We start from the raw sequence: 25,933 nt of genomic DNA, 5'->3' as shown, positions 1-25,933 counted from the left end.
CTCCATGCGTACGACCCGCATCTACGTCGAAGCGCCACTTGCCCCAGGCATCGAGCTGAGCCTGCCGCCACAGGCGGGCGAGCACGTGGGGCGCGTGCTGCGCCTGGGCGAGGGCGCGCCACTGCTGCTGTTCAATGGTGACGGCCACGATTACGAGGCGGTCATCACCCAGCTCGGCAAGCGCGAAGTGCGCGCGCGCGTCGGCGACAGGCAGGCGGTCGCCAACGAATCCCCATTGCCGCTCACGCTGGCCCAGGGCGTCGCGCGCGGCGAGAAGATGGACCTGATCGTGCAGAAGGCGACAGAGCTGGGCGTCGCCCGCATCGTGCCGCTGCTGACCGAGCGCTCGGAAGTCCGGCTCGATCCGTCGCGTGCGGAAAAGCGCCTGGCGCACTGGCGAGCCGTCGTGGCCAGTGCCTGCGAGCAGAGCGGCCGCGCCCGGCTGCCGGTGGTCATGCCGACGCAGACGCTGGAGGCCTGGCTCGCTTCGCTGCCGCAGGATGGCGCGGTACGCCTGGCACTGCTGCCCGAGGGCGACCAGTCACCACGCGGGCTTGCCTTCGGTCCGGCCGGCGGCCTGCTGGTGGTGGGTCCGGAAGGCGGGCTCGGCGAGCGCGACGTGGCCAGCCTCGGGAATGCCGGCTTTGCGGGTCTGCGGCTTGGACCACGCATCCTGCGTACCGAGACGGCGGGGCTCGCGGCGCTGGCGGCGCTGCAGGCGTGGCACGGGGATATCTAGGCGGGATCGCTACGGACGGCCACGGTATCGGCGACCACCCGGCCGGTACCTTCACCACCCTCCGGCGAGAGCGGGTTGGACATATGCGGTCGGGTGGTGCCTGGACCACGTCCCGTGGGCCGCGCCCGACGCGCGCGGCTATCCGGCCTGCCTGGCGCGGCCGCTCAGGCGGCGCCGGCCTGCTCGTCCAGGCTGAGCAGCGTGGCCAGTTCCCCCTCGATGCCCTCAAGGTCCGGGATGACCGCGATGTCGTCGCGAACCAGCACCTGCGCCTTTACGCCAGGCGGCAGCGGCGCGCCGTCGTGGGTGGGAATGATCAGCTCCGCGTTGAGCGTGGTCAGGCGGGGGAAGCCCTGCGTCAGCACCGCGACGAACGGCAGCCTGGCGTTGTTGCCCAGGGCCTTGAGCACTGCCACGCGGACGGCCAGGTCGGCATCGCCCTCGGGCGCACCGGCAAGCTTGGTGAAAGACACCAGCGGCACGCGCCAGCCGCGCCAGGCGATGCGGCCAAGCAGCCAGTCGGGAGCGCCCTCGACCGGCTCGGGAGTCGGCAGGGTGATCACTTCGGCGACGGTCGCATTGGGCAGCAACAGGCGCAGCTGGCCCACCGGCACGAGGACGCAGCGGATTTCGCGCGGCAGGGGTTGTTCGCTCATGGCTGACCTTCCGGAGAGTGCTCGGCCAGGCGCGCCGCCAGTTCGCGCGGCGTGCCGGCATGATGTGACAGGTTCTCGGCCAGCACACCGCTGACCATATCGGACGCGTGCGCCCCGCCGCTGGCTTCGACCCAGACCTGGCCGCCGCAATCGTGCACGGCCTGGCAACCGGCGACCGCATCGGTGGAGCGGCCGGCGAACACGATGGCGATCAGGTCGTCGCCGAAGGCCTCGGCGGCCTGGGAGAAGCTGGCATCGATGGACGGCGCATGTGCCGCGCCTGCCTCGACCGGCTGAAGCTGGATCGAGCCGTCGCGACGCAGGGTCACCTGGCGGTCGGAAGGCACCACGATCACCTCGCCCGGGCCAGCCCGCAGGCCCGACTCGGCCAGGCGCACCGGCAGCGCGCACTGGGAGGCGAAGTACTCGACCAGGCCATCCGCCGGGCGACCGGCCAGATGCTGGGTATGCAGCACGGTGGCGCGCAGGCCAGCCGGCAACGCGGCGAGAAACTCGCCGACCGAAGCGGTGCTTTCGGTGGTGGCGCCGACCACCACCAACTGCTTCAGCAGGCTGACCGGTGTCTCGGGCGCCATCTCGTGCGAAGAGGCGAAATGCTGCGGGGCGATCGCCTCCTCCATCGAAACCAGTTCCAGGCTCAGGCCGGGAAGCACCGGCGAAGCGCCATCGTCGGCCTCCGGGGCGAGATAGTCGGCGGCACTGACTTTCTCGATGCCGAACTCGCCCGGGCTGACCGGCTCGCCGGTGGGCCCGGTCTCCGGTGCGAGATAGTCCGCCGCGCTGATTTTCTCGATGCCGAAACTGGCCGCGGCCGGCTGGTCGGGCGCGATCGCCGGCGTGGTCGCGGGTGCTTCGTCGTCGAGCAGTGTCCAGTTGTCGGAAAGACGTACCGTAGCGACCGGCGCGGCCGCTGCGCGGACGACGGCGGGCGCCGCTTCGTCCCCGATCGGCGCCAGTTCCAGGTGGTCGAGCTGGAATGAAGCGTGCGCCGGCGCTTGCGCGAGGGAACCGGGTTCAGCCGTGGCCGTCGCGTCAGGCTCTGCGTCGTCGATGGATGCAAGCTCGAGCGCGACCGACGAGCCGGCCTCGGCAACCGCCTCGATCTCCATGGCCGGCACCGTGGGGGCGTCCTCGTCGGCGGCCAAGGTTTCGGTGTCGATGGCGGCCCCGAAGCTGCCATCGTGCAAGTCCACGCCCTCACCGGCCTCGTAGTTGAGACCGGAACCAAAATCGTCGGCCTCCGGCGCCTGGGCATCGGAAGCAAGCAGGGCTTCCAGCTCGGCCGCCAGGGTTTCGGATACGGCCGCCTGGCGCGCTTCCTCGTCCACATGGGGCCCCTCGTCGAGGCCGCTGGCACGATCGTCCACCACCGGCTCGGCGACGAGCGCGGCGGGGCTTTCGGGCACGACTTCCGCCGGGGCGGGTGGGCGCGGCGGGTCGGCATCACCGATCGCCAGCACTTTCATCGCCAGGTGGCGTGCCCAGCGTGCCCGATCCCAGCCCTCCAGACGGCGGCTGGACTGGGCATCGTTGAAGACCACGCGCGGGCGATCGCCTTCCAGGGCCTCGTCCAGCCGGTCCAGCGCACTGTCGTCCTCGTCGTCGAGGTTGAGCACCAGCACGTCGGCGCCGATCGAGGACAGCAGCTCGCGGCTGAGGCCCTGGAGTGGTCCCTCGTGCACGATCCGCGCGCCGCGTTCGTGCAGGGCGTTGCGCAACTGCTCACCCAGGCCCGCCTCGTCGAACAGCAGCGCGACTGCCGGTGCCGCCTCAGCCATGGACAGCCTCCGTCACCATCGCGCGCTGCTCCAGCACTTCGGCGATCTGCCCCAGCAGCTCGGCTTCCTGGTAGGGCTTGCCGAGGTAGCGGTCGACGCCGATGTCGAACGCGCGCTGGCGGTGTTTGTCACCGGTGCGCGAGGTGATCATGATGATCGGCACATCGCGCAGGCGCGGGTCCGCCTTCATCTGCGTGGCCAGCTCGTAGCCGTCCATGCGCGGCATCTCGATGTCGAGCAGCATCATGTCCGGCACGCGGTCGTGCAGCTTCTCCAGCGCGTCGACGCCATCCTTCGCGGTAAACACCTCGTAGTCGTGGCGCTCCAGCACGCGGCCGGTGACCTTGCGCATGGTGATCGAGTCGTCGACCACCATCACCAGCGGCTTGGCGCGCTGCTCTTCGATCAACGGCGAGGCCACGGCGCTCAGGCCGTCGGCCAGGCGCTGCTCGCGACGGGCGATGCCGTGGCGGACCAGCGGCGGCAGGTCGAGAATGATCAGCACCGAGCCGTCGCCCATGATGGTCGCGCCGAGCACGCCCGGCACCGAGCTGACCTGCGGACCGACCGACTTGACCACGATCTCGCGCGAGCCGATCACCGCGTCGATCCGGATCGCCGCGCGCAGGTCGCCGGCGCGGGTCAGCAGCAGCGGCAGCTGCTCTTCCTCGATCACCGGGTTGGGTTGCAGGCCGAGCAGATCGGCCAGGTCGTGGATGCCGTAGGCATCGCCGTTGTACTCGAACGTCGGGCGTTCCTCGCCCAGGCGTGCGGCAAGGTCGTCGGGGTTGATCCGGGCCACGCCCTGCACCGAGGTCATCGGGATGGCGAAGGTCGCCTCGCCGATGCGCACCACGATGGCCTGGGTCACCGCGAGGGTGAACGGCAGGCGCAGGATGAAGGTGGTGCCCTGGCCCTGCTGCGACTCGATCGCCAGCGAACCGCCGAGCTGCTTGATCTCGTTGGCGACCACGTCCATGCCGACGCCGCGCCCGGCGAGCTGGGTGACGTGGCTGGCGGTCGAGAAGCCGGTCTGGGTGATCAGGCTGAGCAACTGGTCTTCGCTGGGACGCGAATCGGCGCGAAGCAGGCCACGCTCGATCGCGCGGGCGCGGATCGCCTCGCGGTCCAGGCCGCGGCCATCGTCGCTGACGCGAACCACCACCTCGGTGGCCTCGCGGGCCACGCGGATGCGGACCGCACCCTCGGTCGGCTTGCCCGCCTTGCGGCGGTCGGCGGGCGACTCGATACCGTGCGCGATGGCGTTGCGCAGCATGTGCTCGAACGGCGCCTTGATGCGGTCGAGCAGGTTGCGGTCCATTTCGCCGTGCGCGCCCTCCACGTACAGCTGGGCGCTCTTGCCTTCTTCCTGCGCGGCCTGGCGAAGCGTGCGGCGCAGGTTCGGCACCATCGTGTCGAACGGCAGCATGCGGGTGCGCAAGAGGCCATCCTGCAATTCGGCGCTGACGCGCGACTGCTGGATCAGCAGGGTCTCGGACTGGCGGGTGAGTTCGTCCAGCATGTTCTGGATCGAAACAAGGTCGGACACCGACTCGGCCAGCGCACGCGAGTACTGCTGCAACTGCGAGAAGCGGTCGAGTTCGAGCGGATCGAACACGCCGATGCCGGCCTCGCGATGCTCGCGCTGGAAGCGCGCGATGATCTGCGCCTCGGTCTCGATCTCTAGCATGCGCAGCTGGCTGCGCAGGCGCTGCACGGTCTGGTCGAGCTCGACCAGGTTGAAGCGGTAGCCGGCGACCTGCTGCTCCAGGCGCGAGCGGTAGATCGCAACCTCGCCGGCGTGGTTCACCAGGTTGTCGAGCAGTTCCGCGCGGACGCGGATCTGCTCCTGGGTGGAGCGGACTTCCTCGTCTTCGCGCTCGGGCAGCAGCTCGGGCAGCAGCTCCGGCAACGGCGCGGACGGCAGACGGGCCGACGGCGTCGTGGCGGGCGCGGCGTCGTGGCCTTCGTTGGCCAGGGCTTCCTCGCCCGCCAACGCGAGCAGGCGCTCGATCAGGGCCTGCGGATACTCGATCGGCTGGCCCTGCGAAACCCGCTTGACCAGCGAATGCAGAGTATCGAAGCCCGCCTCGAGCGCACCGATGAGCTGCGCGGTGTCGCGCTCGGCGACCGGCTTCTCCAGCAGCGTCTCGATGGCATGGGTCAGGTCGCCCACCGGCACCAGCCCGGCGATGCGGGCGCCGCCCTTGAGGGTGTGCAGATCGCGCTGAAGGCCGGTGGCGTGCGACGTCTCGGCGGGCTCGGCACGCCATTCGGCCAGCAGGCCGTCGGCATGGTCGAGCAGCTCGTTCGCTTCCTCGGTGAAGATCTCCAGCAGGTCCGGATCGATCTGGCCAATCCACGGTTGCGCCGGCGCGTTGTCGATGGCGACCGGCACGAACGGTTCGAACGCGGCCGCGGTCGGATTATCGATGGTCTGGCTTGCTTCGATGTCGGCAGCGACCGGTGCGTCCGGAACCTCGTCGGCGACTTCTTCCGTGGCCTCGGCCGACATGGACTCCTCGGCCTCGAAGGCTTCCTCGTGCGCGGAGGCAACCTCCGCTTCGACCGGCTCCTGCGACACCTCAAGCGGTTCGGGCAACAGCGTGGCGGCATCCAGTTCGTCGACCGCCTCGACCGATGCCTCCGGTTCCAGCCCTTGCGCATCGGACTCCAGCGACAGTTCCGTCACTTCGCCCAGTCCGGCCTCGCCCTCGTCCTTTGCGCCGGCATCCAACGTCACAAGCGACTGGCCATCGGCCGGCTCGTTCAACAGGCTGTCCAGCAGCGCAGCCAGGCTCTGTTCGTCGTCCGCCTGGCCGGCATCGATTGCCGGACTCTCGACCGAACCGCTTGCGCCGGCGGTTTCCAGGTCGAATGCGTCGAGCGCGGCAAGCAGTTCGCCCGCGTACTCGTCATGTTCGTCGTGCCCGGCCGGGGCCTGATCCGCGTAGGTCGTATCGGTCGCCACCGGATCGCCCAGCACGTCGTCCAGGCCCGCATCGAGCGCCGCGGCGACGGCGGCGTCTTCGGGAAGTTCGGCAGACAGATCTTCCGCGTGCGGGTCGAACAGCACGTGCGCGACCTTCGGCTCCGGCTGGCTGTCGCGAAGCTCGATCAGGCGCGCGGTAAGCGCGTCCACGGACGGCAGTTGCGGCTCGGCCACGTCGAACTGCGCCATCACGTGGTCGACCACGTCGGCCGACTGCGCAAGCAGGCGGGTGCCTTCTTCCGACAGCGGCTGGCTGGCCGCGCGCAGGCGCTTGAGCAGGCTTTCCAGCGGCGAGAGCAGCTGGGTCAGCAGCGGGATGTCCACCATCGCGATGGCGCCGTGCAGCGTGTGCACCGCGCGCAGCAGGGCATCGTCCACACGCAGTTCGCCATCGGCGCGGGCGAGCGCGGCACGGATCGCCTGCAGATACTGCGCAACTTCGCTGCGCAGGATTTCGAGCAGCACCGGGTCGACCGGCGGCATCACCGGCAGCGCGATCGCTTCGACCGGCGCCGAAGGCACGTCCGCGGCTGCGGTGTGGTCGGTGTGGACGGCGACCGGCACGGCATCCACCGCCGCATCCAGCCGCGGCACGCGGCGACGCACCACGCGGCGCACGGTTTGCGTACCGACCGGCGCGTGGTCGCTGATCCGGGCCATTTCGCCGGCGGCCAGGCGATCGGCCGTGGCCATGATCGCGGCCAGCGGCGCGCTTGGCGTGCCCTCACCCTTGAGGGCGACGAGCAACTGCGGCAGCGCGTCGATGGCGGCGTGGACCAGGGCCTGTACGCCATCGTGCGGCTGGATGGTGGCATCCAGCACGCGGTTGAGCATGTTCTCGACCTTCCATGCGAATTCGCCCAGCACGCTGGCACCGACCAGGCGGCCGGAGCCCTTGAGCGTGTGGAAGGAGCGGCGGATCGGCGTGATCGCGGCCAGTTGCGCCGGATCGGCCAGCCACGCCTGCTCGGCGTTGCGCAGGTTGTCGATTTCCTCCTGCATCTCCTCCAGGAAGATCTCGCGAATGTCGTCGTCGATGCCTTCGGTGCCGATCTGGAAGCCGGCGTTGCCGGCCAGGGCGTCGGCGACCGGCACTTCCTCGAGGACTTCTTCCTCGATCTCGACCCAGTCGCCCTCTTCGCCGGCACCCGGCTCGACGTTGAGCGATTCGGTCTGCGCCAGACGCAGCCCGGCCAGTTCGTGCGCGCCAGGCTGCAGCGGTTCGCTGCTGCCGATCATCAGGTCGTCCAGGCCATCGCCGGTGGCCAGGCTGACCGGTTCGGACAACGACGGTTCGGAGGGCTCGTCGGCCACGGCGGGCGTGGGCGCCGGCGCCGGCGTTTCGTAGACCTCCGCCGCGCGCGCCGCGGGCAACGGCCAGTAGCCGAGCGACCCCAGGCTGTGCTCGGCCACGTCCAGGATGTGCTCCAGTCCGCCGCGGTGCTCGCGGGCGGCCTCCAGGTAGTACTCCAGCGCGGCCAGGGCATCGGCCAGGTGATCCATCTGTGCGCTGCCCGGCACCCGCCGGTCAACCAGCATCTCGTTGCCGATGAAGCGGCCGATGCCTTCGGCCAACTCGGACGGACGCGGCGCGGACAGCATGCGCATGGCGCCGGCCACTTCGTCCATCAACGCCGGAGTGCCATTGAGTTGGGCCAGGTCCCAGCCGGCCTCGACGAAAGCGACGATGGCGTCCTTCACCCTGGCGGTGTTGGCGATCGCCTCCTGCATCAGCGAGGCGAGGATGCTGCGCGCCTCGCTGCGCGGCAGCGCGGGCACGGCCTCGCCCTCGGCGGGCAGCGCCTCGCCGGCCAGGCCATCTTCGGCGCCCAGGCTTTCGATGTGGTCGTCCAGCGAGGATTCGACGTACAGCAGCGCGCCGGCGACGTCGAGCAGCACGCCCTCGTCCGGCGTACGCACCTTGTGCACGATCTCTTCCAGCACGCGACGCTGTTCATTGACCACGCGACGCGGTACGGCCAGCGCCAGCATGCCCAGCGTGTCGCCCACGCGCTCGAGCACCTCGCCCTGCGCAGCGAGCTGCGCCGGGTCTCCGTCGCTCTGGCGCAGGAACAGGTCGAGCGCTTCCTTCACGCGCAGCAGGTCTTCCTTCAGTGCCTTGGACACCGAGTCGAGCAGGGCGCGGTTGTGGCCGGACATCGAGCCGCGCGCGTGCTCCAGTTCCGCGGCGTCGGGCAGCAGGCTGTCCAGGCGATAGGTCTGCTTCAGCAGCGCCATCTGCGGGCTGGCCTGGCGCGCCTGCGCCACGATGTAGAGCAGCTTGCCGGCAAGCTCGTCGGCATCGCCGCCACGCAGGCTGGCTTCACCCTGCTCGACCAGTTGGCGGATATTGCGGTCGACCTTGCCGATCAGCTGGCGGATCTCGGCGGCATGGCTCTTGAGCATGCCCTGCTCCAGGCCCTCCAGCACGCCGGCGGCGATCCACCACAGGCGGCGGCCCGGGACGGTCCAGCAGCGCCCGGCGATACCCAGCAGCGTCTCGCGCATGCCGACCAGCTGCTGCGGCGCGTTCTGGCCACGGAACCAGGCCAGCAACTGCTGCTGGAAACGCAGTCGCAGGGCGGTGATCGCGCTGCGCTGTGCCGCCACGTCGACCTCGCCCTGGGCGCCGGGCGCCTGCACCGGCAGGGCCTGCTCCAGGTTCGGACTGAACAGTGCCGCCTCGGACAACGCCTGCTGGTCGCGGCTGGTGCGCAGGTCGTTGAGCAGCGGCAGCAGCACCACCGGCACGTCGCGGTGGCCACCGGACAGGCGCTCGAGGTAATCGGGCAGTTGCATCAGGCCGCGCATCAGCGCGCCGAAGGCGTCGTCGCGCTGGCGGATGTGGTCTTCCAGCAGGCAGATGGCGAGGGTCTCCATCTCCTCGGCGACCATCGCCGCGCCGTAGAGCTCGACCATGCGCAGCGTGCCCTGCACCTGGTGCAGATGATCCACGCACGCGCGCATGACTTCGCGCTTGCCCGGATTCTCTACGTAGGACTCCAGCGCCTCGCGGGCCCGTGCCAGGGTCTCGTCGAGCTCCGGCTTGACCCACTGCAGGGTGGTGAAATCGATGTGGTCTTGAAGTCTCATGCGCCCCTCTTGAGCGGCTGCGCGCTACACGCGCATCGCGCAACCGTTCGAGGTTGCCCTCTGTCGGTAAACGTTGATCAACCCGGCAGCTTGAAGTGCGCCACCGAACGCCGCAGGTCGCTGGCCAGCTGCGCCAGGTAGCCGATCGAGTCGGCCGTCTGGCTCGCGCCCTGCGAGGTCTGCGAAGTGATTTCCTGGATCGCGTTCATCGACTGCGAAATGTCGGTCGCCGCCGCGGACTGCTGACGCGCCGCGGTGGAGATGTTCTGAATCAGCGCCGACAGGTCGTGCGAGACGCGTTCGATGTCGCCCAGCGCGCTGCCGGCGTCCTCGGCCAGGCGTGCACCGGCGACCACCTCGGAGGTGGTCTGCTCCATCGAGCTGACCGCCTCGTTGGTGTCCGACTGAATGGTCTGCACCAGCGTTTCGATTCGCTTGGTCGCGCTGGCGGAGCGCTCCGCCAGGCGCTGCACTTCGTCCGCCACCACCGCGAAACCGCGGCCCGCCTCACCGGCCGAGGCCGCCTGGATGGCCGCGTTCAATGCCAGGATGTTGGTCTGCTCGGCAATGTCGTTGATCAGTTCCACGATCGAGCCGATTTCCTGCGAGGACTCGCCCAGGCGCTTGATGCGCTTGGAGGTTTCCTGGATCTGGTCGCGGATCGAGTCCATGCCCGAGATCGTTTCGCGCACCACTTCGGCACCGCGCGAGGCGATCTGCACCGAGCGTTCGGCCACGTCGGCCGATTCGGCCGAGTCCTTGGACACGTTGTCCATCAGGCTGGCGATCTGGTTGATCGCCGAGGTCGCCGTGGAAATCCGCGCGGCCTGGCTCTGCGCCGCATCGGCCAGGTGGCGTGCGGTGGTCTGGGTTTCCTGCGCCGACGAGGACACTTGCTCGGAGGTCTCGTTGATCGTGGTCACCAGGGTGCGCAGCTCGTCGATGGCGTAGTTCACCGAGTCGGCGATCGCGCCGGTGATGTCCTCCGACACCGTGGTCTTGACCGTGAGGTCGCCTTCCGCGAGCGAGCCCATTTCGTCCAGCAGGCGCATGATCGCCTCCTGGTTGCGCTGGTTCAGCTCGGTGGAATCCTGGAAGCGCTTGCGCTGGTCGCGCACCAGCGTGACCACCAGCAGCAGCGCGAAGGCCACCGCGCCGGCGGCACCGAGCACGCCCCACCACACGTTCGGGAACAGGCGGCGGTACGGCAGCTTGCCGATCTGGTCGGAGAGTTCGTTCGCGCGCAGCAGCACGTTCTGCGAATCCAGCGACGCCTGGTTACCTGCGTTCTTCACGTCGGCGATCGGCGCCGCGGCGGACACCAGCTTCGCGATCGGCTCGGCCAGCGCGGCCCAGTTTTCCTGCATGTCGGTGAGGATCTTGCGCGCATTCGCGTCGCCCATCGCCTTGACGCCGGCATCCGGGTTGCCGTCGGTCAGGCCCTTGAGCACGGTGCCGTACAACTGCGCGTCGCGGGCCAGGCCATCGGCCGCGGCCTGCGCGGAATCGCCGCCCTGCAGCACCTCCTGCACGCGACGGACCATGCGGTCGGCGAGCAGCATCTGGCGCGACGAGCCCAGCATCTGCTCGGCACTGCCGTTGCGCTGCTGCAGGATGTTGGTGACCTGGTCCATGCTCGAGTTGAGCAGCGGCATCTGCTGCGAGAGCTTGTCGGCGCGCTGCGCCGAATCGAGCACCACGCCCTTGTTGGACAGGATTTTCCTGATGTCGCCGTCGAGCTGGCCCCAGGCGTTGACCAGCGCGGTCACGCTGCGGCCTGCCGGGGTCGCGTTGTTGTCGCCGTAGGCCTCCATGCCGCCCTTGGGATCACCCTTGGCAAGCTTCTGCACCGCCGCGTCGATCGCGTTGCGGGTGCTCTCCAGCTCCTTGAAGGAGTCGACGTTGCCGTCGGCGGCCTCGAGGGCGTACTTGGCGGTCTGCTGCGACAGCACCTGGATCTGCGTGGTCAGCGCGCTGGCCTGGCGGTCCTCGCCGTTCTTCTGGTTCAGCAGGAAGAAGTCCAGCGCCGCGAAACCGATCGCGATCAGCAGCAGGACGATGAGGCCCGTATAGCCCCGTTCCTTGCCGATGCCCCCTGTAGTGCTCATCGTTACACCTCGTCCGTCTTCCATCCCGCCGGGCCGCGCTTCGACCGCGCGACGCGGGCGGAACCTCTCGCCCCTGGTATCCGGCCACGCATGGCACCGGCCCTACACATACCGCTTCGCGTCAGGCCGCGGCCTGGCGGAAATCCGGCGCTCGCACCAGCCGGTTCATGCTGAACACGCCCAACCGCTGCTCGCCCACAGCCACGCGCTCGCCGACGAAGCGGGTCAGCCGCGGGTCCTCCTCGGCAATGGCCTGGCGGCGCTGTTCCTCGTCCACCGTGCGCTGGCCGAACACCTCGTCGACCATCAGCGCGACGCTGCCGCCGCCCTGGCGCACGATCAGCAGGCGCGTGCGCTCGGTCGGCTGGGTGCGCTCGCCGAACAGGAAACGGCTGAAATCGATCACCGGCACCAGATTGCCGCGCACGTTCGCCACGCCCATCAGCCAGGGCTGGGTCAGCGGCACCGGGGTCAACACGGGCACCGCGAGCAGTTCGTTGATCTCGTCGATCGCGCTGACGAACAGCCGCGAACCGACGCGATAACCGATGCCACGCCAAAGGCCGGGAGCTTCCATCCGGTCCTGCACGTCCTGGGCGTGCGCCAGCGACAGGCGCTCGTAACGCGCCAGCAGCTCGAACGGCGTGAGGTTCGCGCTCTCGCTCATGCCGCGCTCGGCAACAGGTCGTTGATGCAGGTCAGCAGTTCCTTCTCGTTGACCGGCTTGGTGATGAACGCGCGCGCGCCCTGGCGCAGGCCCCAGACGCGGTCGGTTTCCATGGACTTGGTGGTGATCATCACGATCGGCACGTTGGACGTGGCCGGGTCGCGGGTGAGCGTGCGGGTAGCCTGGAAGCCGTTCATGCCGGGCATGATGACGTCCATGATGACCAGGTCCGGCAGATCGGCGCGGACGCGCTCGATGCCTTCCTCGGCGGTACTGACGGCGGCGACCGCGTAGCCGGCCTTCTCGAGCAGCGTGGTGAACACGCGCACGTCGGTCGGCGAGTCGTCGATGATGAGAATCTTTGCCACAGGTCTCCCCTATAAGACGCTGCAGTCAGTGGCTTTTCAGACCGTGCTGACGTGACGATGGATGGCGCCAAGCAGTTCGTCGCGGGTGAACGGCTTGGTCAGGTATTGCTCGGCGCCGACGATGCGGCCGCGGGCCTTGTCGAAAAGGCCGTCCTTCGAGCTCAGCATGATCACCGGCGTGGCGCGGAACTGCGGATTGTTCTTGATCAGCGCGCAGGTCTGGTAGCCGTCCAGGCGCGGCATCATGATGTCGACGAAGATGATGGCCGGCTTCTGGTCGGAGATCTTTGCCAGCGCCTCGAAGCCATCGACCGCCGTGAGCACCTCGCAACCTTCCTTCTTGAGCAAGGTTTCGGCCGTGCGCCGGATGGTCTTGGAGTCATCGATCACCATGACCTTCAGACCGGACAAGCCGTTGTCGCTCGTATTCAAGTTCACTCAACCCCCCTGGTGCCCGCCCGAGGCTCAGGTAAGGCACACAGGCCGGTCGGATGCCGACCAGTGTGCAGAAAAACCGCAACTTGTTCTGTGGTTGCGTTCCGATTGCCGGCAACGCACTCAATGCGTTGCTGTTTACCGCCTGACCGCAGCGGCGTCAAGCAAAAATCAAGGCGTGGCGCCGGCTGATGGGTAGTATCGGCAAACGCGTCAGTTCTTGAGCGAACGCGTCAGAACTTGCCGCTTTGCGCCCCCTCGGCGACCATCCCGACTTCCGCGCACGCCGCCCGCCTCCTGCGGCTGCGCACTTTACCTACCCATGGAGCATGTTTCATGCCGCTTTCGGTTGCCGTGCTGATGGACCCCATCCGCGCCATCAAGATCGCCAAGGACACCACCTTCGCCATGCTGCTGGAAGCGCAGCGCCGCGGGCACGCGGTCTACTACATGGAACAGGGCGACCTGGCGCTGCGCGACGGCGTCGCCCACGCCCGCCTGGCTCCGCTTTCGGTCCGCGACGATCCCGAAAGCTGGTACGAGCTGGGCCAGCACGAGTGGCGCGAACTGCGGGGGATCGACCTGGTCCTGATGCGGAAGGATCCGCCGGTCGACAGCCAGTTCATCTACGACACCATGGTGCTCGAGGCGGCCCAGCGCGAGGGTGTCCGGGTCGTCAACGATCCGCGCGCGCTCCGCGACTGCAACGAGAAGGTCTTCGCGCTGCATTTCCCGCAGTGCATGGCGCCCACGCTGGTAGCGCGCGATCCGGCGGAGCTGCGCCGCTTCGTCGCCGAACACGGCGAGGTCGTGCTCAAGCCGCTGGATGGCATGGGCGGGCGTGGCATCTTCCGCGTCAAGGCAGGCGACCCCAACCTCAACTCGATGCTCGAAACGCTGGTCGGCGGAGATTCGCACGGCACGGGCCGCCAGTTCACGGTCGCCCAGAAATTCATTCCGCAGATCAGCGCCGGCGACAAGCGTGTCCTGCTGATCGACGGCGAACCGGTGCCCTACGCGCTGGCGCGCATTCCGCAAGGCGACGAGTTCCGCGGCAACCTGGCCGCCGGGGGACGCGGCGAGGGCGTGCCGCTCAGCGAGCGCGACCGCTGGATCGCCGCGCAGGTGGGTCCCGAACTGCGCCGCCGCGGCCTGCGTTTCGTGGGCCTGGACGTGATCGGCGACTACCTCACCGAGATCAACGTCACATCCCCGACCTGTGTGCGCGAACTGGACGCGCAGTTCGGGCTTAATATCGCCGGAATGCTGTTCGACGCGATCGAGAACGCCCCCGCGTGAGTGCCACCGTCCGCCGCCCCGACACCCCGGATCCGATCGGGGCGACCTTCCTGTTCTCGCTGTTGCTGCACGGCGTGCTGGTGCTCGGCCTGACGTTTCATTTCGCCAAGCCCAAACCGAGCCTGCCGACGCTGGACGTGACGCTGGTCGACGTCGCCAACCGCGAGGTGCCGGACAAGGCCGATTTTCTCGCCCAGGCAAACAACCGCGGCGGCGGCAACAGCGACGAGGTCGGTCGTCCCACCGAGCGGTTGTCGGGCCTGCTGCCGGTCCCGGGCAACGGCGTCGCTCCCGTGCCCCGGCAGGAGCAGCACCTTCAGGCCCAGGAGGCCACGCCGGACCGCCTGGTCACGACCACCGGCAACAGCAGGCACAAGGTGGCGAGCGACACGGCCAGCAAGGCTCGTCCGGAAACCGACCAGCCGCCTTCCGAGCTCGAGCGGCTGCGGCAGGAAGCGGCCCGCCTGACCGCCGAACGGGATCGCAAGATCCAGCGGTACGCCAAGCGGCCGGTGAAGAAGTTCCTGTCCGCCAACACGGCCGAAGGCATGTACGCTGCCTACCTGCACGGCTGGTTCAAGCGGGTCGAGCGCATCGGCAACCTCAATTACCCCGACGAGGCCAGGCGGCAGCACATCCACGGCGATCTCGAAGTCAGCGTGGGGTTGAACCGCGACGGCAGCATCGCCGAGATCCAGATCATCCGAAGCTCGGGCTCGCCCGTGCTGGACAACGCGGCCAAGCGCATCGTGCATCTCTCGGCACCGTTTCCGCCGTGGCCGCAGGACAAGCAGGGCACCACCATCCTCTACATCGACCGGGTGTGGGAATTCGGCGCGGACGACACGTTGCGCCATCGCTGAAGCGCGGCAAGCCGGCGCCCCGGGGTTCCCAACGCGGGCGCTTCACATCACGCGCGCTACAACGGATACCCGCCCCCGCATTACAATGGCCGCATGAGCGCCGTCCCCTCCCCGCAGACCCTCGCCGGACATTTCCTGATCGCCATGCCGAGCCTGGCCGAGCCGCCCTTTTCCCGCAGCGTGGCTTTCCTGTGCCAGCACGACGAGGACGGCGCGGTGGGACTGCTGGTCAACCGGCTGTCCGAATACCGGCTCGGCGACGTGCTGGCGCAGCTCAAGCTCGATTGCAGCGATCTGGAACTGGCCGACCGGCCGGTGCTGATCGGGGGGCCGGTGCAGCAGGAGCGCGGCTTCGTGCTGCACCGCGAGCACGGGCACTGGGAATCGAGCTACCGCATCAACGACGAGTGGTCGGTGACCACCTCGCGCGACATCCTGGTCGCGATGGCCGCCGGCGAAGGTCCGCAGGACGCGCTGATGGCGCTGGGCTACGCCGGCTGGAGCGCCGGCCAGCTGGAGCAGGAACTGAAGGACAACAGCTGGCTCACGGTCGAGGCCAGTGAGCGGGTGATGTTCCACACGCCGCTGGAAGAGCGCTGGAGCGCGGCCGCCGGCCTGGTCGGCGTCGATCCGCTGCAGCTTCCCGGCTACGCGGGCCACGCGTGAACACCGGGGCGAACGATCCCTTGGTGCGGCGCGCATGAGTTGCGTGCTGGGCTTCGACGTCGGCAGCAAACTGATCGGCGTGGCGGTCGGCAACACGATCACGGCAAGCGCCCGCGCGCTGGCCGTGGTGCCCGTCCGTGACAATGGTCCGGACTGGGCGAAACTGGACGAACTGCACCGGCAATGGCAGCCGGACACGTTGATCGTGGGCCTGCCGCTGGCACTGGACGGCACCCTCCAGCCAGCCACCCGGCTTGCCCGCCGTTTCGCCGAACACCTGCGCGAGCGCTACCGGGCGCCGGTCGCACTGGTGGACGAGCAGCACAGCTCGCAGGAAGCCGCGCAGCGCTTCGCCGAGGCACGCGCTGCCGGCACGAAGCGCCGCAGCGATGCCGCCGCCATCGACGCGGAAGCCGCCGCCGTCATCCTCGAACGCTGGCTTGCCGCCTCCGCCTCCCACTAGCCTGAGCCAGGCCATCGCATGTTCATTCCTTCCCGCGCCTTCGAACCGCACGCCATGAACACCCGCCTGCGCCACCTGACCACACTGGAAAGCCTGCCGCGCGCCTGCATCGAGCGCCTGCTCGACCGCGCGCTGTCGATGCGGGACGCATGCGCCCACGGCACCCGCAAGCTGGACCTGCTCAACGGGCGGACCGTGCTCAACCTGTTCTTCGAGCCGTCCACGCGCACGCGCACCTCGTTCGAACTGGCCGCCCGCCGGCTCGGCGCGGACGTGGTCAACTTCGACATCGGCTTCTCCTCGACGGCCAAGGGCGAGGAGCTGTTCGACACGCTGCATACGCTGGAGGCGATGCACCTGGATGCCATCGTGGTTCGCCACAAGGTCTCCGGCACGCCGGAGGAACTGGTGCGCCATGCGATGAGCGGGGTGTCGGTGATCAACGCCGGGGACGGCAACCGCGCCCATCCCACCCAGGGCCTGCTCGACGTGATGACCATCCGCGAGCACCGCCCGGATTTCGAGAACCTGGCGGTGGTGATCTGCGGCGACATCAAGCACTCGCGCGTGGCGCGATCGGACGTGCATGCGCTTACCGCCATGGGTGTGCGCGAGATCCGCCTGTGCGGCCCAGCGCCGCTGATGCCCACGCAGGAGGAGTTCCCGCGCTGCGTGTTCGTCGGGGATTTCGACGAAGCCATCGCCGGCGCCGACGTGGCGATCATGCTGCGCCTGCAGAAGGAGCGCATGAGCGCCACCGAACTTCCCGACGAGGCAGCCTACTTCGCCCGCTACGGCCTGGACACCCGCCGGCTGGGGCTGGCCGCCAAGGGCTGCCTGGTCATGCACCCTGGCCCGATCAACCGCGGCGTGGAGATCGCCTCGGACGTGGCCGACGGGGCCCAGTCGAAAATCCTCGAACAGGTCGGCAACGGCGTGTTCGTGCGCATGGCGGTGCTGGGCGAACTGCTCGCGCGCTGAGCGCAGGCGTCCATCCCCCGACTGCAGGCACAGGCAGCCTGCCCCGAGGGCGCGGCATAATGGCCGCGCCTTTTTCTTTTTCAGGGAACCGAATCATGCGATCGACGAAGCGCATCCTCGCGCTGGCTTTGGCTGGCCTGCTGCTGGCGGCATGCGGACACAAGGACAAGGACGCCCCGTTGGCCTTCGTCCCGGCGGACACGCCCTACGTGGCGGCCAACCTGGACGTGCTCGACGACGACACCCGCGCCGCGCTGTTCGCGCAGGCCGATGCCCAGATGCCGACGGAAGTGGCCCAGATGCGCGCCGCCGCGGACGAGATGGCGGCAAAGGACCCGGGTACCGCCAACCTGCTGCGCGCCTTCGCCAAGGAACTGGATGGCAAGTCGGTCGAAACCTTCGCGCAGGGCGCCGGGCTGGACCTCAAGGGCTACTCCGCGCTCTACGGCCTGGGTCTGGCGCCGGTGCTGCGCTTCCAGCTCAGCGACACCGACGCATTCGAGGCTTTCGTGGGCCGCCTGGAGGCCGCCTACGGAAAGAAGCTCGACGTCGCCAATCTCGACAAGCAGAGCTATCGCCGCCACGTCTCGACCGCCACGGGCACCCAGCTGATCCTGGCCGTCGTCGGCAAGCAGGCGGTGGCCGCGATCCTGCCGGCCGACGCCTCCCAGCCGCTGCTGCGCCAGGCGCTGGGCCTGGATCGCCCGGCCAGGAGCCTGCAGGACGACGGCCGCCTGGCCAAGCTGGCCAAGGCCAAGGGTTACGAGAAGTGGGCCGTGGGTGAGCTCGACCTGACCCGCGCCCTGCCGCTCGCCGCCAGCGGCAAGGACCCGCTGTTCAACGCCCTGCTCAAGGCCCGCGCAGAGGCCGAATCGGCCAAGACCGGCGAGCCGGTCGCCAACCAGCTGCAGATTCCGCCCAGTTGCCAGGCCGATGCCGCGCGCATCGCCAGCCGCGTGCCGGAACTGAGTTTCGGCTATACCCGGCTCGAGGCCAGGCACCAGGACATGCGCTGGGACATCTCGCTGGCCAGCGACATCGCCCAGGCCTTCGCAGGGCTGGAGGTGGACCTGCCCGGGCTCGGCGCCGCGCAGAACAGTTCACCATTCGAGTTCTTCCTGGGCCTGCCGGTGGCGCAGGTGCGCGCCTTCTGGAGCGCGCAGGCCGATGCGGTGGCGGCCAAGCCGTTCACCTGCCCCGCGCTGACCGACCTCAACGACACTTTCGCCAAGCTCGGCCAGAGCATGCAGAAGGCCGCCATCCCGCCGTTTGGCGACCTGCTGGGCGTGGGCCTCTCGCTGGACAGCCTCACGCCCGGCCAGGCCAATGCCATGCCGAAGTTCACCGGACGGCTGGTGCTCGGCACAAGCAATCCAGCCGGCTTGCTCGCGATGGGGCAGATGATGACCCCCGCGCTGGCGCAGCTGAAGCTCACCGCCGACGGCAAGCCGGTGGCGCTGCCGCCTGCGCTTGCCAACATGTTCGGGCAGCCGGCGTGGTTGGCGATGGGCCCCAAGAGCCTGGCGCTGGGCCTGGGCGCAGGTGAAGACGGCAAGCTGGCCGACGCACTCAAGGCGCCGATCGGAAAACCGGGCCAGATGCTGCGCCTGCACCTGAGCGGCCAGATGTACCTCGACTGGGTCAACCTGATGCAGCAGAAGGCGGACAGCCTGACGTCCGCCGCGGCAGCGTTGAGCAAGGACGAGCCGGCCGGTGGAGAAACCGCGGCCGACAAGGCGGCCATCGCGGCGCGCACCAAGGCACAGTTCGATTCGATGCGTGCGCAGGCCGCGCGTATCGAATCGATGGATGCCCAAGCGCGCGTCGACGGCAGCGGCCTGGTGATCAGCAGCCAAACCACCCTGAAATAGTCGACACGGGAAGGCTTGCCAAGCGGGGCGCCTGCATGGGTGCCCCGCTTGCTTTCAAGGCATCTTTTCGTGGGACGACCGCGCCCGCACGGCAACGGCCAACTCACGCTCCTTTCGCCTCGTTGCAATTTCCCTTTCAGCCAGCCGTTCACAACGGTAATTGCCACTGAACGACAACGTGGCTGGGGCACAACGCGTTCACGGCCACCCTGCTGCGATGACAGCGACGGTGCAAACGCATCGTCTTGCGACAGTCACCCCAGGAGAGTGCCATGCGTACCCATTCCGCGTTCCATCGAGCCTTCATCGCCGCCGGCCTGACCGCTGCGTTGGCCGCCGTGCCGTTCACGCAGGCCCTCGCACAGGACGCCGACGCGCAGTCCAGTGGCAGCATGCAATCCAGCAACCAGACCGTACCGGGCAAGGTCGACGATGCCTGGATCACCACCAAGGTGAAGTCGGAATTCGCCACCACGTCCGAACTCCCCGCCAGCAAGATATCGGTGGACACCCGCGACGGCACGGTGCGGCTGACCGGTACGGTTGCCAGCAACATGGAGAAGAACCGGGCCGTCCAGGTGGCCCATAGCGTCAAGGGCGTGAAGAGCGTCGATGCCACCGGTCTGACGGTCGCTGCAGGCGCGGATACGCCGTAATCGCGAGCCAGCCTGTCGTGCCGCCCGGTCGGGCAACAAAAAAAGGAGCCTCCGGGCTCCTTTTTTTCCTTGTCTTCCCTGCGATGCCCCGGCTCCCAGGACACCCTGGTTGTGCGGAGCGCGCCCTGTGCACGCCGGGCATCCGCGTCGACGCGTGCCGTCGCGCACAGTGGCGTGACGGTGTCCCGGGAACGCGCTGTCAGCGCCGAAGCATGCCGCCACCGAACTGGTTGTTGTCGCGCGTCTCCTCCAGTTCGACGCCCTCCAGGCCCTGCGACAGGGTGTGCGCATCGCCGCCCTGCGCCAGCTTGATGCGCAGGCGCACTTCGTTGGAGCTGTCGGCATGGCGCAGCGCGTCCTCGTAGCTGATCTCGCCGGCGTGATAGAGCTCGACGAGGCTCTGGTCGAAGGTGCGCATGCCCAGGTTTACCGAGTCCTTCATCACTTCCTTGATCTTGTGGATCTCGCCCTGGCGGATGTAGTCCTGCACCAGCGGCGTGCCCAGCAGCACCTCGACCGCCACGCGGCGCGCCTTGCCGTCGGGCGTGGGGATCAGCTGCTGGGCCACGATGCCCTTGAGGTTCAGCGACAGGTCCATGAACAGCTGCTGGCGCCGGTCCTCCGGGAAGAAGTGCAGGATGCGGTCGATCGCCTGGTTGGCGTTGTTTGCGTGCAGCGTGCACAGGCACAGGTGGCCGGTCTCGGAGAAGTTGATCGCGTACTCCATCGTCTCGCGGGTACGCACCTCGCCGATCAGGATCACGTCGGGCGCCTGGCGCAGCGTGTTCTTCAGCGCGTTGTCCCAGTTGTCGGTATCAATACCGATTTCGCGCTGCGTGATGATGCAGCCTTCGTGCTTGTGCACGTATTCGATCGGGTCCTCGATCGTGATGATGTGGCCGGTCGAATTCTGGTTGCGGTAGCCCACCATCGCGGCGAGCGATGTCGACTTACCCGAGCCGGTGGCACCGACGAAGATGATGATGCCGCGCTTGGTCATCGACAGCGTCTTGAGCACCGGCGGCAGCGTCAGCTCCTCGAAGGTCGGGATCTTCGACTCGATCCGGCGCAGCACCATGCCCACGCAGTTGCGCTGGTAGAAGCACGACACGCGGAAGCGGCCCACGCCCTGCGCGGAGATCGCGAACTGGCACTCGTGGGTCTTCTCGAACTCCTCGCGCTGCGCCGGCGTCATGATGTTGAGCACCATGTCGCGCGCCTGCTGCACGCTGAGCGGGCTCTGCGTGATCGGCACGATGCGACCCTGCAGTTTCATCGATGGCGCCACACCGGCGGTGACGAACAGGTCCGACGCCTTCTTGTGCACCATCAGCTTGAGGAAGGAAGTGAAATCGAAGTCGCTCATGGCTTGATGTCCGGGAATCGGGAATCGTCAATGGGAAATCGTGCGAAGCAGGCCCTCGTTGTCCACCGAGTGCGAAGTTCCGGTAAAGCGGGGACGGGTTGGCGATTACCCATTTCCGATTCCCCATTCACGGCTTACTTGAATATGTCCTTGTTCTTGGCATAGCCGATCGCCTCCTGCCGCGCGACCAGGCCGCGCTTGACCAGGTCCTGCAGGTTCTGGTCCAGCGTCTGCATGCCGTACTGCTGCCCGGTCTGGATGGACGAGTACATCTGCGCCACCTTGTCCTCGCGGATCAGGTTGCGGATGGCGGGGATGCCGACCATGATCTCGTGCGCCGCGATACGTCCGCCGCCGACCTTCTTCAGCAGCGTCTGCGAGATCACCGCGCGCAGCGATTCGGACAGCATCGAGCGCACCATCGGCTTCTCGCCGGAAGGGAACACGTCGATGATGCGGTCGATGGTCTTGGCCGCCGAGCTGGTATGCAGGGTGCCGAACACCAGGTGGCCGGTTTCCGCGGCGGTCAGCGCCAGGCGGATGGTTTCCAGGTCGCGCAGCTCGCCGACCAGGATGTAGTCGGGGTCCTCGCGCAGCGCCGAGCGGAGCGCCTCGTTGAATCCGTGGGTGTCGCGATGCACCTCGCGCTGGTTGACCAGGCACTTCTGCGAGGTGTGCACGAACTCGATCGGATCCTCGACCGTGAGCATGTGCCCGTATTCGTTCTTGTTGATGTGGTCGACCATCGCCGCCAGCGTGGTCGACTTGCCCGAGCCGGTCGGGCCGGTCACCAGAATCAGGCCCTGCGGCTGCTCGATCAGCTCGCGGAAGATGCGCGGTGCGCCGAGGTCTTCCAGCGTCAGCACCTCGGAGGGAATGGTGCGGAACACCGCGCCGGCGCCGCGGTTCTGGTTGAACGCGTTGACGCGGAAGCGCGCCAGGCCGGGGATCTCGAAGGAGAAGTCGGTCTCGTAGAACTCCTCGTAGTCGCGCCGCTGCTTGTCCGACATGATGTCGTAGATCAGCGAATGGACCTGCTTGTGCTCCAGCGGCGGAATGTTGATGCGACGCACGTCGCCGTCGACGCGGATCATCGGCGGCAAGCCGGCCGAAAGATGCAGGTCCGAGGCCTTGTTCTTGACCGAAAAGGCCAACAGTTCGGCGATGTCCATCGGGCGTTTCCCCTTAAAACGTTCGTCTGGATGAAAAGCGACACTTCGCAGGGGAGCGCCCGGCCGCGCGCTTGCGCACGCGCTCCGTCACCTTCGAGCCGGCCATCGGACAACCCCCTTGCAACGAGCCTGATACTACTCGCGCGAATGGCTATGCGACCAGTGGGTTGGCGCCCCGAGTGCGGAAACTGCGATGGCTTCCCGGCGGGTTCCGCCATCCCTGGCGGAACGCCCTCCCCTGTGCACGACCAACAGGGCGGTCGCGGGCAGGTGCGCTCCCGCAGAGCCGGGTCCGCCCCTGTCACCCGCCCACCGGGCGCTTCGGGTTAAGGTATCGGCCCCACGCAACCCAAGGGACCGGCATGACACGACTTGCCTTCATCGGCGGCGGCAACATGGCGCGCAGCCTGATCGGCGGCCTGCTCAAGACGGGCGCATCGGCCTCCTCCATCCGCGTGGCCGAGCCGCAGGCGCAGGCGCGCGAGGCGCTCGCCCGCGAGTTCGGCGTAACGACCTTCGCCGAGAACAGGCTGGCGGTCGAGGATGCGGAGATCCTGCTGCTGGCGGTCAAGCCGCAGATCATGCCGGCGTTGCAGGCGGAGCTGCGCGACGTGTTGCAGCGCCAGCGCCCGCTGGTGATCTCGATCGCTGCCGGCGTGCGGCTGGACCAGCTCGAGCGCTGGTTCGGTTCGCACCTGCCGATCGTGCGCTGCATGCCCAATACGCCCTCGCTGATCGGCGCCGGCGCTACCGGCCTGTGCGCCAACACCCGGGTCAGTCCTCCGCAGAAGGCACAGGCGCAACACATCCTGGACGCCGTCGGCCTGACGCGCTGGATCGAGGACGAAGCGCTGATGGACACCGTGACCGGCTTGTCCGGCTCCGGGCCGGCGTATTTTTTCGCGCTGGTCGAAGCGCTGGAGGACGCCGCGGTGGCGCAAGGCCTTCCCCGCGAGACCGCCCGCGCCCTGGCCGCGCAGACCTGCCTGGGTGCCGGCCGGATGCTGGTCGAGAGTGGCGAAGCGCCTGGCGAACTGCGTCGCCGGGTGACCTCGCCCAACGGCACCACCCAGGCCGCACTGGAAAGCTTCGCCGCCGACGGCCTGCCGCGCATCGCCGCCCACGCCGTAGCCGCTGCCACCCGACGTGGCGCCGAACTGGCCGCGGAACTGGACGCCAAGGAGTCGCACCCGTGATTTACCTGCTGAACGCGTTTTCGCTGCTGCTTGAAATCGCCTTCGACGTGGTGGCCACGCTGTTCGTGCTGCGGCTGCTGGCCGAGGCCGGGCGCGCCGACTTCCGCAACCCGATCAGCCAGTTCGTCTATCGCTACACCAATCCGGTACTGGCGCCGATCCGCCGCGTGCTGCCCAACTGGCGCCGGCTCAACCTGGCCGCGCTGCTGGTGTGCTACCTGGTGATGCTGGTCAAGCGCGTGGTGCTGTTCGCGCTGGTCGGCGCGCTGCCGCACCTGGCCGGGCTGCTGGTGCTCGCACTGGCCGACCTGCTGGATTTCATACTGCTGTTCTACCTGGTGCTGGTGTTCGGCTGGTCGCTGCTGAGCATGTTCTCCGCAGACACCTACCATCCCGTGCTGCGACTGGTGGAAGGCATCGTCGGCCCGCTGCTCAGGCCGCTGCGCGGCAAGCTGGTCGTCGGCATGCTCGACTTCTCGCCGGCGGTGGTGATGATCGGCCTGCTGCTCGCCCGCATCCTGATCGCGGCGCCGCTGTTCGACTGGGGCAACCAGCTGGCGCGCGGGTTCTAGCTGCGGCTCTGGTAGGAGCCCACTTGTGGGCGATCTTTTGCGGTGCGGTCAGGCCACGAGCGTCGTCCACAAGTTGGCTCCTACAAGAAAGCTTGTCGCCCGGACGGGTTGTTGCAGATTGCTGCCGCATCAAGCGCGGTTGGCCCAGGCTGCGATGATGCGGTGCATTTCGTCCAGCCCATCGAACAGCGCGGCCGGCCCCGGCTGCAGGATGATCGGTGACTTGACCTCGTGCAGCTCACCGTCACGCACCGCCGGGATCGTGGCCCAGCCCGGCCGCGCCGCCACCCGTTCCGGCCGGAACCGCTTGCCGCACCAGGAACCCAGGATGATGTCCGGGGCCCGGCGCACCACTTCCGTGCCGTCGGCCAGGATGCGCTGCTTCGCCAGCGGCTCGCGCGCCAGCTCCGGAAACGCGTCCTCCCCGCCGGCGATACCGATCAGCTCGGCCACCCAGCGGATCCCGGTGATGATCGGCTCGTCCCATTCCTCGAAGTAGACCTTCGGTCGCCTCGGTAGTCCCGCGGCCGCTGCACGGACCTGTGCGAGGTGGGCCTCCGCACGCCGGGCGTAGGCTTCGGCCTTTTCGTGGGCGCCGACCATGGCGCCCAGGCGGCGGATGTAGGCGAGGATGCCTTCCACGCTGCGGTGGTTGCTGATCCAGACCTCCACGCCCGCCTTGATGAGTTCGCGCGCGATGTCCGCCTGGATGTCGGAAAAGCCGATCGCCAGGTCCGGCTCCAGCTTCAGGATCTCGCCGATCTTCGCGCTGGTGAACGCGGAGACCTTGGGCTTCTCCTTGCGCGCCCGCGGCGGCCGCACGGTGAACCCGGAGATGCCGACGATCCGGTGCTCCTCGCCCAGCGCGTAAAGCACTTCGGTCGGCTCTTCGGTGAGGCAGACGATGCGTTGCGGAAACCCGTCCATCAGTGCCCCAGCACGGTCACCGAGATCCTGCGCTGGTGCGGCTCGCGGCGGTGTTCCCACAGGTAGATGCCCTGCCATGTCCCCAACTGCGGCTTGCCGCCGTGCACCGGCACGGTAAGGCTCACGCCGGTGAGGATGGAACGCACGTGGGCGGGCATGTCGTCCGGGCCTTCGGCGTCGTGCTCGAACAGCGGCTCGCCGTCGGGGACGGCGCGGGCGAACCAGCGCTCCAGGTCGTCGCGCACGGTCGGGTCGGCATTCTCGCAGATGAGCAGCGAGCAGCTGGTGTGCAGGGTGAAGACGTTGGCGATGCCGGTCTGCACGTGGCTGGCGGCGATCGCATCGGCCACCTTGCCGGTGATCTCGCAGAAGCCGCGGCCGCGCGTGTGCACGACGAAGCCGTTCTGGCCGACGTGCGACGCGGGCTGGGCGGGGTTCACGGGTAGAGCAGCCGGCTGGTCCAGGTCTGGCCGTGGCGACTCCAGCGCACGCGCTCGTGCAGGCGGAACTGCGCGCCATACCAGAACTCGATCACGTCCGGCTCGACCACGAAGCCGCCCCAGTGCGGCGGGCGCGGCACGTCGCGACCCTCGTATTCCCTTTCGCAACGCGCGAAGCGCTGCTCGAAGGTGTCGCGATCCGGCAGCGTCTGCGACTGCAGCGATGCCCAGGCCCCGATCTGGCTGCCGCGCGCACGGCTGGCGAAATAGGCGTCCGACTCTTCCGCCAGCAGCTTGCGCGCCACGCCCTCGATGCGTACCTGCACGCCCTGGCGCAGCTGCTTCCAGTGGAAGCACAGCGCGACCTGCGGATGCGCATCGAGCTGCACGCCCTTGTCGCTTTCGTAATTGGTGAAGAAGCGGAATCCGCGCTCGTCGGCGCCCTTGAGCAGCACGATGCGCGAGCTGACCCGGCCGGCCGCGTCCGCGGTGGCCAGGCTCATCGCGGTAGGTTCGGGGTCGCCGCCGGCGGTGGCCTCGTCCAGCAGGCCGAGGAAGGTGTCCAGGATCTCGCGTTTGAGCATGACTCTTGCATCGTGGCGGC

General features: G+C 68.3%; 22 protein-coding genes. 10 read left to right on the top strand and 12 right to left on the bottom strand.

Annotated elements, in window-relative coordinates; all coding sequences use genetic code 11:
* Positions 1 to 4: 4 nt before the first annotated feature.
* Positions 5 to 739 (top strand): 16S rRNA (uracil(1498)-N(3))-methyltransferase, encoded by a 735-nt coding sequence (locus LQ771_RS03625; RefSeq protein ID WP_231351022.1) that lies wholly within the window; start codon positions 5 to 7, stop codon positions 737 to 739.
* Between the two features lie 164 nt (positions 740 to 903).
* Here LQ771_RS03625 and LQ771_RS03620 read toward each other — a convergent pair whose 3' ends face one another.
* The 7 genes from LQ771_RS03620 to pilG all read right to left on the bottom strand — a co-directional run bounded on the left by LQ771_RS03620 (position 904) and on the right by pilG (position 12,815).
* Positions 904 to 1,395, bottom strand: a complete 492-nt coding sequence (locus tag LQ771_RS03620) for a chemotaxis protein CheW (RefSeq protein ID WP_231351021.1) — start codon at positions 1,393 to 1,395, stop codon at positions 904 to 906.
* The gene (locus LQ771_RS03615; RefSeq protein WP_231351020.1) at positions 1,392 to 3,194 is read right to left on the bottom strand and encodes a chemotaxis protein CheB; all 1,803 of its coding nucleotides are present in this window, start codon (positions 3,192 to 3,194) and stop codon (positions 1,392 to 1,394) included. Before LQ771_RS03615 ends, LQ771_RS03620 begins: the two co-directional genes overlap by 4 nt.
* The gene (locus tag LQ771_RS03610; protein ID WP_231351019.1) at positions 3,187 to 9,279 is read right to left on the bottom strand and encodes an Hpt domain-containing protein; all 6,093 of its coding nucleotides are present in this window, start codon (positions 9,277 to 9,279) and stop codon (positions 3,187 to 3,189) included. Before LQ771_RS03610 ends, LQ771_RS03615 begins: the two co-directional genes overlap by 8 nt.
* A gap of 77 nt (positions 9,280 to 9,356) precedes the next feature.
* Positions 9,357 to 11,387, bottom strand: coding sequence for a methyl-accepting chemotaxis protein (locus LQ771_RS03605; protein WP_231351018.1), 2,031 nt, complete (start codon positions 11,385 to 11,387; stop codon positions 9,357 to 9,359).
* A 121-nt stretch (positions 11,388 to 11,508) separates the two neighbouring features.
* The gene (locus LQ771_RS03600) at positions 11,509 to 12,054 is read right to left on the bottom strand and encodes a chemotaxis protein CheW (protein ID WP_231351017.1); all 546 of its coding nucleotides are present in this window, start codon (positions 12,052 to 12,054) and stop codon (positions 11,509 to 11,511) included.
* Positions 12,051 to 12,422, bottom strand: a complete 372-nt coding sequence (locus LQ771_RS03595; protein ID WP_231351016.1) for a response regulator — start codon at positions 12,420 to 12,422, stop codon at positions 12,051 to 12,053. Before LQ771_RS03595 ends, LQ771_RS03600 begins: the two co-directional genes overlap by 4 nt.
* Positions 12,423 to 12,458: 36 nt before the next feature.
* Entirely contained in the window at positions 12,459 to 12,815 is a 357-nt protein-coding gene (gene pilG / locus LQ771_RS03590) for a twitching motility response regulator PilG (RefSeq protein WP_209620096.1), read from the bottom strand.
* A 378-nt stretch (positions 12,816 to 13,193) separates the two neighbouring features.
* Between pilG and gshB the strand changes: the two genes are divergently transcribed.
* The 7 genes from gshB (at position 13,194) to LQ771_RS03555 (ending at position 19,656) form a co-directional block, all read left to right on the top strand.
* On the top strand, positions 13,194 to 14,156 hold the full coding sequence (gene gshB, locus LQ771_RS03585) for a glutathione synthase (RefSeq protein WP_231351015.1): 963 nt from the start codon (positions 13,194 to 13,196) through the stop codon (positions 14,154 to 14,156).
* Positions 14,153 to 15,019 (top strand): TonB family protein, encoded by an 867-nt coding sequence (locus tag LQ771_RS03580; RefSeq protein ID WP_231351014.1) that lies wholly within the window; start codon positions 14,153 to 14,155, stop codon positions 15,017 to 15,019. The genes gshB and LQ771_RS03580 overlap by 4 nt, the downstream gene beginning before the upstream one ends.
* Before the next feature lie 93 nt (positions 15,020 to 15,112).
* A complete protein-coding gene (locus LQ771_RS03575) occupies positions 15,113 to 15,685 on the top strand; it encodes a YqgE/AlgH family protein (protein ID WP_231351013.1) in 573 nt (190 codons plus the stop codon).
* 34 nt (positions 15,686 to 15,719) lie between these two features.
* Positions 15,720 to 16,148 carry a Holliday junction resolvase RuvX gene (gene ruvX / locus LQ771_RS03570; RefSeq protein WP_231351012.1) on the top strand — a complete coding sequence of 143 codons (429 nt, stop codon included), beginning with the start codon at positions 15,720 to 15,722 and terminating at the stop codon, positions 16,146 to 16,148.
* A gap of 54 nt (positions 16,149 to 16,202) precedes the next feature.
* A complete protein-coding gene (locus tag LQ771_RS03565; protein WP_231351841.1) occupies positions 16,203 to 17,129 on the top strand; it encodes an aspartate carbamoyltransferase catalytic subunit in 927 nt (308 codons plus the stop codon).
* Between the two features lie 95 nt (positions 17,130 to 17,224).
* Positions 17,225 to 19,000: a hypothetical protein gene (locus tag LQ771_RS03560; protein WP_231351011.1), complete on the top strand. Its 1,776-nt coding sequence runs from the start codon at positions 17,225 to 17,227 to the stop codon at positions 18,998 to 19,000.
* A 272-nt stretch (positions 19,001 to 19,272) separates the two neighbouring features.
* Positions 19,273 to 19,656, top strand: coding sequence for a BON domain-containing protein (locus LQ771_RS03555; protein WP_231351010.1), 384 nt, complete (start codon positions 19,273 to 19,275; stop codon positions 19,654 to 19,656).
* A 199-nt stretch (positions 19,657 to 19,855) separates the two neighbouring features.
* Here LQ771_RS03555 and LQ771_RS03550 read toward each other — a convergent pair whose 3' ends face one another.
* Both LQ771_RS03550 and LQ771_RS03545 read right to left on the bottom strand, forming a co-directional pair.
* Positions 19,856 to 21,022 (bottom strand): PilT/PilU family type 4a pilus ATPase, encoded by a 1,167-nt coding sequence (locus tag LQ771_RS03550; protein ID WP_231351009.1) that lies wholly within the window; start codon positions 21,020 to 21,022, stop codon positions 19,856 to 19,858.
* Between the two features lie 134 nt (positions 21,023 to 21,156).
* On the bottom strand, positions 21,157 to 22,194 hold the full coding sequence (locus LQ771_RS03545) for a type IV pilus twitching motility protein PilT (protein ID WP_231351008.1): 1,038 nt from the start codon (positions 22,192 to 22,194) through the stop codon (positions 21,157 to 21,159).
* A gap of 362 nt (positions 22,195 to 22,556) precedes the next feature.
* Between LQ771_RS03545 and proC the strand changes: the two genes are divergently transcribed.
* Positions 22,557 to 23,390: a pyrroline-5-carboxylate reductase gene (gene proC / locus LQ771_RS03540; RefSeq protein WP_231351007.1), complete on the top strand. Its 834-nt coding sequence runs from the start codon at positions 22,557 to 22,559 to the stop codon at positions 23,388 to 23,390.
* A complete protein-coding gene (locus LQ771_RS03535) occupies positions 23,387 to 23,962 on the top strand; it encodes a YggT family protein (protein ID WP_231351006.1) in 576 nt (191 codons plus the stop codon). Before proC ends, LQ771_RS03535 begins: the two co-directional genes overlap by 4 nt.
* Positions 23,963 to 24,091: 129 nt before the next feature.
* Here the strand turns inward: LQ771_RS03535 and LQ771_RS03530 are convergent, their stop codons facing one another.
* Genes LQ771_RS03530 through pdxH form a run of 3 tightly spaced genes read right to left on the bottom strand, consistent with a single transcriptional unit; the run spans position 24,092 to position 25,913 of the window.
* Positions 24,092 to 24,889, bottom strand: a complete 798-nt coding sequence (locus LQ771_RS03530) for an ABC transporter substrate-binding protein (protein ID WP_231351005.1) — start codon at positions 24,887 to 24,889, stop codon at positions 24,092 to 24,094.
* Positions 24,889 to 25,329 (bottom strand): secondary thiamine-phosphate synthase enzyme YjbQ, encoded by a 441-nt coding sequence (locus tag LQ771_RS03525; protein WP_231351004.1) that lies wholly within the window; start codon positions 25,327 to 25,329, stop codon positions 24,889 to 24,891. The genes LQ771_RS03530 and LQ771_RS03525 overlap by 1 nt, the downstream gene beginning before the upstream one ends.
* On the bottom strand, positions 25,326 to 25,913 hold the full coding sequence (gene pdxH, locus LQ771_RS03520; RefSeq protein ID WP_231351003.1) for a pyridoxamine 5'-phosphate oxidase: 588 nt from the start codon (positions 25,911 to 25,913) through the stop codon (positions 25,326 to 25,328). Before pdxH ends, LQ771_RS03525 begins: the two co-directional genes overlap by 4 nt.
* Positions 25,914 to 25,933 lie beyond the last annotated feature (20 nt).

It is taken from the genome of Frateuria soli (assembly GCF_021117385.1).
GTDB lineage: Bacteria > Pseudomonadota > Gammaproteobacteria > Xanthomonadales > Rhodanobacteraceae > Frateuria_A > Frateuria_A soli.
The sequence above is the reverse complement of the archived record's forward strand: the minus strand, read 5'-3'. Positions and strand labels throughout refer to the sequence as shown.